7 protein-coding genes are annotated in these 8,382 nt (G+C 29.7%); 2 read left to right on the top strand and 5 right to left on the bottom strand.

What is annotated here, in order from left to right:
* The coding region (locus I6U51_RS18610; protein ID WP_211144069.1) for a PAS domain-containing sensor histidine kinase at positions 1-1,555 on the top strand (1,555 nt) is incomplete at its 5' end.
* A 116-nt stretch (positions 1,556-1,671) separates the two neighbouring features.
* Positions 1,672-2,247 (top strand): BUD32 family EKC/KEOPS complex subunit, encoded by a 576-nt coding sequence (locus I6U51_RS18605; RefSeq protein WP_211144068.1) that lies wholly within the window; start codon positions 1,672-1,674, stop codon positions 2,245-2,247.
* A 69-nt stretch (positions 2,248-2,316) separates the two neighbouring features.
* On the opposite strand, the gene I6U51_RS18595 is transcribed toward I6U51_RS18605, so the two are convergent.
* From I6U51_RS18595 to I6U51_RS18575, 5 genes are all read right to left on the bottom strand, one after another.
* Positions 2,317-4,017 carry a PocR ligand-binding domain-containing protein gene (locus I6U51_RS18595; RefSeq protein ID WP_246517490.1) on the bottom strand — a complete coding sequence of 567 codons (1,701 nt, stop codon included), beginning with the start codon at positions 4,015-4,017 and terminating at the stop codon, positions 2,317-2,319.
* A 311-nt stretch (positions 4,018-4,328) separates the two neighbouring features.
* Complete coding sequence (pheA, locus tag I6U51_RS18590; RefSeq protein ID WP_211144067.1) at positions 4,329-5,480, bottom strand: prephenate dehydratase; 1,152 nt, start codon at positions 5,478-5,480, stop codon at positions 4,329-4,331.
* Between the two features lie 47 nt (positions 5,481-5,527).
* Entirely contained in the window at positions 5,528-6,601 is a 1,074-nt protein-coding gene (aroC, locus tag I6U51_RS18585; protein ID WP_211144066.1) for a chorismate synthase, read from the bottom strand.
* Positions 6,573-7,859: a 3-phosphoshikimate 1-carboxyvinyltransferase gene (gene aroA, locus I6U51_RS18580; protein ID WP_211144070.1), complete on the bottom strand. Its 1,287-nt coding sequence runs from the start codon at positions 7,857-7,859 to the stop codon at positions 6,573-6,575. Before aroA ends, aroC begins: the two co-directional genes overlap by 29 nt.
* A 71-nt stretch (positions 7,860-7,930) precedes the next feature.
* Positions 7,931-8,382 (bottom strand): 3-dehydroquinate synthase family protein (locus I6U51_RS18575; RefSeq protein ID WP_425489779.1); only part of this gene is annotated, 452 nt, incomplete at its 5' end.

The raw sequence follows: 8,382 nt of genomic DNA, 5'->3' as shown, positions 1-8,382 counted from the left end.
TTCTGATGGAACCTCTGGAAAATTTATAGAAGTAAATAGTGTAGCTACAAAGCTTCTTGGTTATAGCAAAGAAGAGCTCCTAAATATGACTCCTGATGATGTTTACGCTGAAGGTGAGTTTCCAGCAGAATATAAAAAGTTTTTTAAGGATACCTTAATACATATAGAGGACTACACAAAAGAGCATTGCTATACTTTTGAAACTAGCCTTTTAAAAAAAGATAGCACAACATTATCTGTTGAAGTAAATACACATGCATTTAAGCTTAATGATAAATTTGTAAAACTATGCGTCATAAGAGATATAAGTGACAGATTAAAAGCAGAAAAAGAGTTAAGAAAAATTACTGAAAGAAATAAAAAAATAATTGAGTTATCACCACTTGGTGTTTATACCTATAACAAAGGAATTATCTCTTATGTAAATGAACCCGGATTAAGGCTTTTTGGGGCAAAACATATAAATGAAGTAGTAGGAAAACCTATACTAGATTTTGTAGATTCCTCCTGTAAAGAGCTAGCATCTCAAAGAATAAGTCGTTTAGAACAGGGGTTTGAAGTTGTTCCAAAAGAGATGAATATGCTTAGAATCGATGGTACACAGATTATTTGCGATGCATACTCTACTCCATTACCTGATGAAAGTAATACTCAAGTTCTAAGCTATATTAAAGACATTACAGAACAAAAAAATATGATTGAAGAAAATAAAAAACTCTTAGAACAAACAATAGAGTATGACAGACTAAAAACTGAATTTTTTAGTAATATATCTCACGAACTTAGAACACCATTAAATATTATATTAAGCAGCATTCAGCTTCTTAACTCTATGTATAATAACTCTAAAGATAATTATAATAACTTTACCTGTGCCTTTGAAAAATACATTGGTATTATGAAACAAAACTCCTACAGACTTTTAAAGCTTATTAATAATATAATCGACCTTACAAGACTTGATTCTGGATTTCTTCATATGCACTTTGCTAATAATAACATTATTGAAACAGTAGAAAATATTACTTTATCCGTTGCTGATTATGTTGAAAGTAAAGGAATTAATTTAATATTTGATACAGATACAGAGGAAAAGATAATAGCTTATGATGATGATAAAATTGAAAGAATCATGTTAAATCTCTTGTCTAATGCTATTAAATACACTAAGTCAGGCGGAACTATAGAGGTAAATGTTAAAGATATTAACAGCGATATTATAATAACTGTTAAAGATACTGGATGCGGAATACCTCAAGATAAACTAGATGTAATATTTGAGCGTTTCAGACAAGTTGATGAAGTACTTACTAGAAGAGCGGAAGGAAGCGGAATAGGTTTGTCTTTAGTTAAAGCATTAGTAGAGGCTCATGAAGGTACTATAAGTGCCTATAGCACTTGTGGTGTAGGCAGTGAATTTGTAATTTCTCTTCCTAGCAAAACAGTGGATAATAATGAAGTATACTATAAGCCTCTGGACATTATAAATAATGAAGATGAATTAGATAAAAAGGTGGAAAGAATAAGCGTTGAGTTTTCTGATATATACTCATAAAATTTTCTAGTTATTTACCTATAGTAACCTTTTAATATATTTGTAATATAATACATTAAAAAAGCATCATAATCTAAAGATTAAATTCATGAATAACTAAATGAGGAGTTGTTATTATGAATCTATATCAGTATAGTAATCAAAATTATTACTGTGGTATAGACATAAGTAACTTGAAATTTATTGGACAAGGTCATCAAGGTAAAGTTTATTTTCTGCCACCTAATAAAGTAATAAAGGTTTTTAACAAAGCAAATTCCTGTAAAAGCCAGCTCTATCTTCTACAGTGTGGAAGTAAAAGCAGGTTTTTCCCTAAAGTATATCAGCATGATGATTATTCTATTATCATGGATTTTATAAATGGAAGGACCCTAAAAGAATATTTAAAGACTTATGATTTAAATGAAAATTTAGCCTTTCAATTAGTTGAGATATTTAATGATTTTGAATCATTAGGATTTACAAGAATAGATATACGTTTAGGTCATATATTTGTACAAGCTGATGAATCTATAAAAATAATAGATCCTAGAAAAAACTTTGAGATTATTCAAAAATACCCAATATCAATGCTGAAAGGACTAAAAAAACTAGGAGTTTTAGATAAATTCTTTAATATAATACAATATAAATATGCTAATCAGTATATTAATTGGAGAAAAAATTTCTACTCTAAGGAACAATACCTTTAAGATTTAACTACAACTTGTTTTTAATAATCTTTTAAAAATCAGGGGTAGAGTCGTAATAACTCTACCCTTTTATTTATTTCTTAATTTTATCCTATACTCATTAGGTGTACATCCTTCAAACTTCTTAAATATACTTCCAAAGTAACTTAGTTGATTATATCCTACTATTTTGCTTATATCTGATATTTTCATATCAGTTTCTACCAAATACTTTTTAGCATTTTCTATTCTCAGTTTATTTATATAGTCCTTTAAGGATATACCGTTTTTCTCATTAAAAATAGTACTTAAATAATTAGGGGTTATAAAAAACATATCTGCAAGAAAGCCTAAGGTAATATCTTGATTAAAGTTATTTTCTATATATAAATTAATTTTCTGTATAAGGTCATACTTGCCATTTAACATTATATTTCTTAATATACCTATACTTTCTTTGGAAAATTCCGCTAAAATTTCTTGTAAAATATTATAGCTATTATACTTTTTTATCTCTTCTTTATATTTCTGTCTAATACTTAGAAACAATTCATCATCATTAGTTTCTTCGTAAACTAATCTACTTAAAATTACTACAAGTTCTTCAAATATTTCTTTTATTTCTTGAACAGAAAATTCTTTTTGTACATATATATTGATTGTTTCATAAATAATTTGTTCACACAAGACTTCATCAAATTTTTTAATTGCAGCTCTTAGCTTATTTTCTACTTTAAGAGGGTACTCAATACTTTCTCTACTGAAAAAGTTTTTAGGTTTAAACCTATGATTTTCAAAACCTGAGGATACTTGAGATCTTAAAAGTTTTATATTGGCCTGTTTTAATGCATCTTCTAGGTATAATTTTTCTTTTGCATTTTTAAGTATTTCATAATTTTTTTCTTTTAATTCTTTTTCTACTAAATTATTTTCTATAATATTAGAAATAAGTTTAGAAACTATACTTAAAGATTCCTGAAGAGCATAAAATCTACTTTTAGGAATGATAGGTATCTCATTATAAGCAGCTACTAATTCCTCAACGTTTGTAATTTCACATTTATAACTGTCTATAATATATTTTTTGATATCTACAGGCTTATTTATAAGAAAGTGTCCACATTTTACATAGCCTACAATCTCTTCCCCTATCAATATAGGAATTATAATAATTATTATATTGTTGCAGCATATAAATACATTATCTAATCCTTTAAGAGCACTTTTATATTTGTTATCTTTTTCTTTACAGATGTTCATATTTTTGCACAAATCACAAAACTTATGTATTCTTATAGGATCTGTAACGTAATTATTATTGTTGTCAGCTATACCTACTGAAAGTTTTAAAAGCCCTGATATTTCTTCCTGAATATTTTCTAATACTTCTTTATCTACAATGTCTAATATATGTTTATTGTTAGATATTGTTATACTTTGGCGCACTTCTAATAACTTAGAGGGAGTAAATGTTGCCAAAAAAATCAACTCATTATCCCCTGTATTTACTACTTCATGTTCCGAATAAGGTGGACAATGGATAACCATTCCTTCTTTTACCTTTTGCTCTTCTCCATTTATTGTATGCATTCCTTTTCCTTGAAGTACATACAGTATTTGTTCCTCTCCAAAATGAACATGCCTTGCTTGCTTCTTTCCTGGAAGAAACTTTACCAAGCCAGCACTCAACCTTTGAGTCAACAAATTAGAAGGAACATGGAGCCAAACAACCTCACCCCAATCAAATTTTTGAATATCATATTTCTTATTATAGTCTAGATCATCTATCATAATTATTATCACCAATCCTATGAGTTAGCAGAGCAATTTTAACTATATTATATAATAGTAGACGTAAATCGCCAATATAAAAAGTCCTTACTGTTTTTAGTTGCAGGCTAAATACAGTAAGGACTTCAATATATGTATAACTTTTATGGAAGAGCTATTTAATACATCCCAAATGTGCTACAGTCTAATTATATTTCTTTATGATATTAATAACTTACTGAAATCATATCTTTTTATTAAGTTATAAATAATATTAATTTATTACGATGAAATATTAATATTTTAATATTTTCTAAGTTCCACCTACTTTTTTACTTCATATTACAATCTGATTTATAGTTTCCTAGAAGTTTAAAATATATACTTTCTTTTTCTATTTCCTTTAGAGCATTAATGGTACTTTCATCCTGCATATTCCCATTAAAATCTATATAGAAAAAGTATTCCCAGGACTTATTTACCACTGGCCTAGACTCAATTTTTGTCATGTTTAAATTATTATTATAGAAATGTCTTGTTATATTGTAAAGTGTACCTACTTTATGAGGCAGTGCAATAACTATGCTAACTTTATTACATTCCTTATTAACTTCAATTTCTTGAGCTATTATAATGAATCTTGTATAATTATTGTTATTATAATTTATATTTTCTTCTATGATTTTAAGTCCATATAATTCCGCTGCTTTTTTACTTGCAATGCAGGCTTTAGACTTATTATTTTCTTCGCTTACATATTTAGCACTTTGTGCTGTATTCAAGTAAGGTATTAGCATCCAATCATCATGTTCTTCAAAAAACTTACTGCTCTGAAGAAATGCTTGTGCGTGAGAGTATACCTCTTTTATATCTGAAGCCTCAGCATCCTTAGTTACTAGAAGATTATGGTCTACTTTAAGACACTTTTCACCTACTATATAGAAATTGTATTTTCTCAACAGATCATCAACTTCAGTAATTCCTCCGGTTGATGAATTTTCAATAGGCAAAATCCCATATTGTATATCGCCATTCTTTAAAGCCTCAAATACATCTTTAAAGCTTTTAAAATTCGAAACCTTAGTATCTTCTCCAAAATACTTAATTAAAGCTTCATGACTAAATGAAGCAGGAACTCCTTGAAAACCTACTAAAGGTGCTTTTTCACTGCCTATTTTAAAGTTATTTTTATACTTTTCAGAGTTTATATCATCATCCTTTAATAACTTGCTCTGTAAACTTCTGCTTATGTGCATAATATGCTTTAATAGCTCTTCCGTTTCTTTTTCTATGGATTTGTTTTTTAAATTATTTAGCTGCAGTTCTATAACTTGATTTTCTCGTTTAGCATTTAGAACTTCCATAGAATTTTGTTTCTTATACTCTGCCACCTTACACACTATATCCATTCTTTCTTCAAAAAGTTTAACTATCTCTTCATCTATTATATCAATCTTTTCTCTTAAACAGCTTAGCTTCTCCAAAATAGCACCCCCGTTATAAAATTTAAGAAAATTACGACGCAAAATTCTTATATTAAGTTCAATATTGCTATTGCTGCCACTGCTTCTATTACTGGCACTGCTCTCGGCACAATACAAGGATCATGTCTGCCTTTTATCTTTAAAATAGCATTTTTCTTTTTTTCTATATCCACCGTATTTTGAGTTTTGGATATTGAAGGGGTAGGTTTAATGGCAGCTCTAAATATAAGAGGCATACCATTTGTAATTCCCCCTGTAACTCCTCCATTATTATTGCTTCTGGCTTTTATTTTTTTATTCTTATCTATAAAATACTCATCATTTGCCTCTGAACCTTTCATACACCCTATGTCAAAGCCTGCACCAAATTCAACTCCTTTTACTGCTGGAATTGAGAATAACAGCCCTGAAATAGTACTCTCTATAGAATTAAAAAATGGATCACCAATTCCTGGTGGAAGATTTAGCACTGCTGTTTCAATAACTCCTCCTATGGAGTCCCCTTCTTCCTTTACCTTTAAAATACTCTCCACCATATTTTCTTTACTTTTATAGTCTAGCACTGGAAACTCAGCTTTTGATAACTCAATTAGCTTCTCCACCTCTAGATCTTTTAAATCAAAATTATTTTCCTTAATTTCTCCTATGCTCTTTATATGACTTCCTATAATTATATTTTTGTTTTCTAATATCTTTCTGCAAACAGCCCCTGCAAAAACTATAGGTGCTGTAAGTCTCCCTGAAAAATGTCCTCCTCCTCTATAATCATTGAAGCCATTATATTTTACATGTCCTGCATAATCAGCATGGCCAGGTCTCATTAGATTTTTTGTAATTTCATAATCCTTTGATATAGTATTTTGATTATAAATTACTGCACAAAGTGGAGTTCCTGTGGTTTTACCATTGAAAAATCCACTTAGTATTTCAAAATTATCTCCTTCTTTTCTTGGGGTAGAAAGTGCGCTAGATCCTGGAGCCCTTCTTTGCATTTGATTTTTTATATAATCTAGATTTATTTCTATCCCTGGCTTAAGTCCGTCTATTGTAATTCCTATAGCCTTGCCATGTGATTCTCCAAATATTGATAGTTTAATATTGTTCCCCCACACTCCACTCATCTATATTGCCTCCTAGCTTTCTAAAATGCTGCCAAAATTCTGGATAGGATTTTTTAACACAGTTAGAATCTTTTATTATAAGCGGTTCTGTACATTTTGAGGAAATAGATGCCAGCGCCATTGCTATACGATGGTCATTCCAGCTATATGTCTCCCCACCCCTCAGCTTATCTTTTCCTCTTATTATTAATCCATCCTCTTTTTCTTCTACATCTGCTCCAATTTTATTGAGTTCAGAGCTTATAGCTGCCAATCTATCGCTTTCTTTTATTCTAAGTCTTGCTGCATTAACTATTTCCGTAGTGCCTTCACTTACAGATGCTAAGGCTGCCAGTACAGGAACCAAATCTGGACATTGAGATGCATCTATCACTGTACCCTGTGTTTTTGAAGGTGAAACCTCTATTTCTCCTCCATTTTCAATAATCTGTGCTCCCATACTCCTAAGAATATCTAATATAGCCTTGTCCGCTTGAAGCGATTTAGCATTAAGCCCTCTGCATTTTATGCCTTCCCCTAAAATGCCTATGGTAAGTAGAAATGCAGCCTGTGAAAAATCTCCTTCTACTATATGCTTACAGGATTTATATTTTTGATTTCCTTTTATTATGAATTCCTTGTAGTTATTGTTTTCTATCTTTATTGAAAACTTATCCAACATATCTAACGTCATATCTATATATGGCTTTGACTCTAATTCTGTAGTAATTATTATTTTAGAGTCTCCCTGTAAAAGTGGAAGTGCGAATAGTAATCCACTTATAAATTGTGAACTTATATTTCCCTTAACTTTATATTCACCAGACTTTAATACTCCATTTACTGTTAAAGGAAGCTTTCCATCTTGATTTTTATATTGCAGCTTTTGGCTATTAAAAATATCATAGTATGGCTTGAGTGGCCTTTCTACAAGCTTTCCTTCACCTTCAAAAGTAACTTTCTCACCTAAAGTTGCTGCCAATGGTATTAAAAACCTTAATGTAGAGCCTGACTGACAGCAGTGTATATTTGATTCTTTAACACTGAGCTTATTTTCACCTTTTACAATTAAACCATCTTTAAATTTTACTATATTTATACCTAGCTGTTTCATAGCTTCACAGGTAGCTTCTATATCTTCTGAAAAAGTAATATTTTCTATTTCACTAACTCCTTCTGATAATCCAGCGCAAATTACTGCTCTATGACAATCACTTTTAGATGGTGGAACTGTTATATTTCCTGATAATTTTACTGGATTAATAATTTTATATTGTATATTTTCCATTAAATAGCCCCCTATCTCTTTAATTTCACGGTATTATTTTAAGCACTTTTATAATCAAATTATTAAATTATATATTTTTCAATATCATCCATGCTTATGTTAATAATTTTGCCTTCTCCTACTTTAGTTAACAGTACTAAATTAATAGCATTATCCTCTGCCTTCTTGTCATAGTTAATTGCTTCAAACAATTCATTATAATCTACATCTGGTATTGCAAATGGCAGCTCATATTTTTGTAAAACACCTTTTATATAATCATAAGCACCTTTCTCTGTAATTCCTAATTCTTCACTTTTCTTAGTTATATGAGCCATTCCAATTGCTACTGCTTCTCCATGGGTATAAATCTCATAATTAAAGTACTTTTCTATACAATGACCTAATGTATGTCCGAAATTTAGCAGCATTCTCTCTCCCCTGTCTCTTTCATCATTTTCAACTATACTTTTCTTTATCACGCAGCATTTGTATATTATCTCGTCTATATTTTTTAGAATTTCTTCTTTATTAT

This window comes from Clostridium aciditolerans, assembly GCF_016316925.1.
GTDB lineage: Bacteria > Bacillota > Clostridia > Clostridiales > Clostridiaceae > Clostridium_AM > Clostridium_AM aciditolerans.
This window is presented reverse-complemented; position numbering and strand designations above follow the sequence as displayed.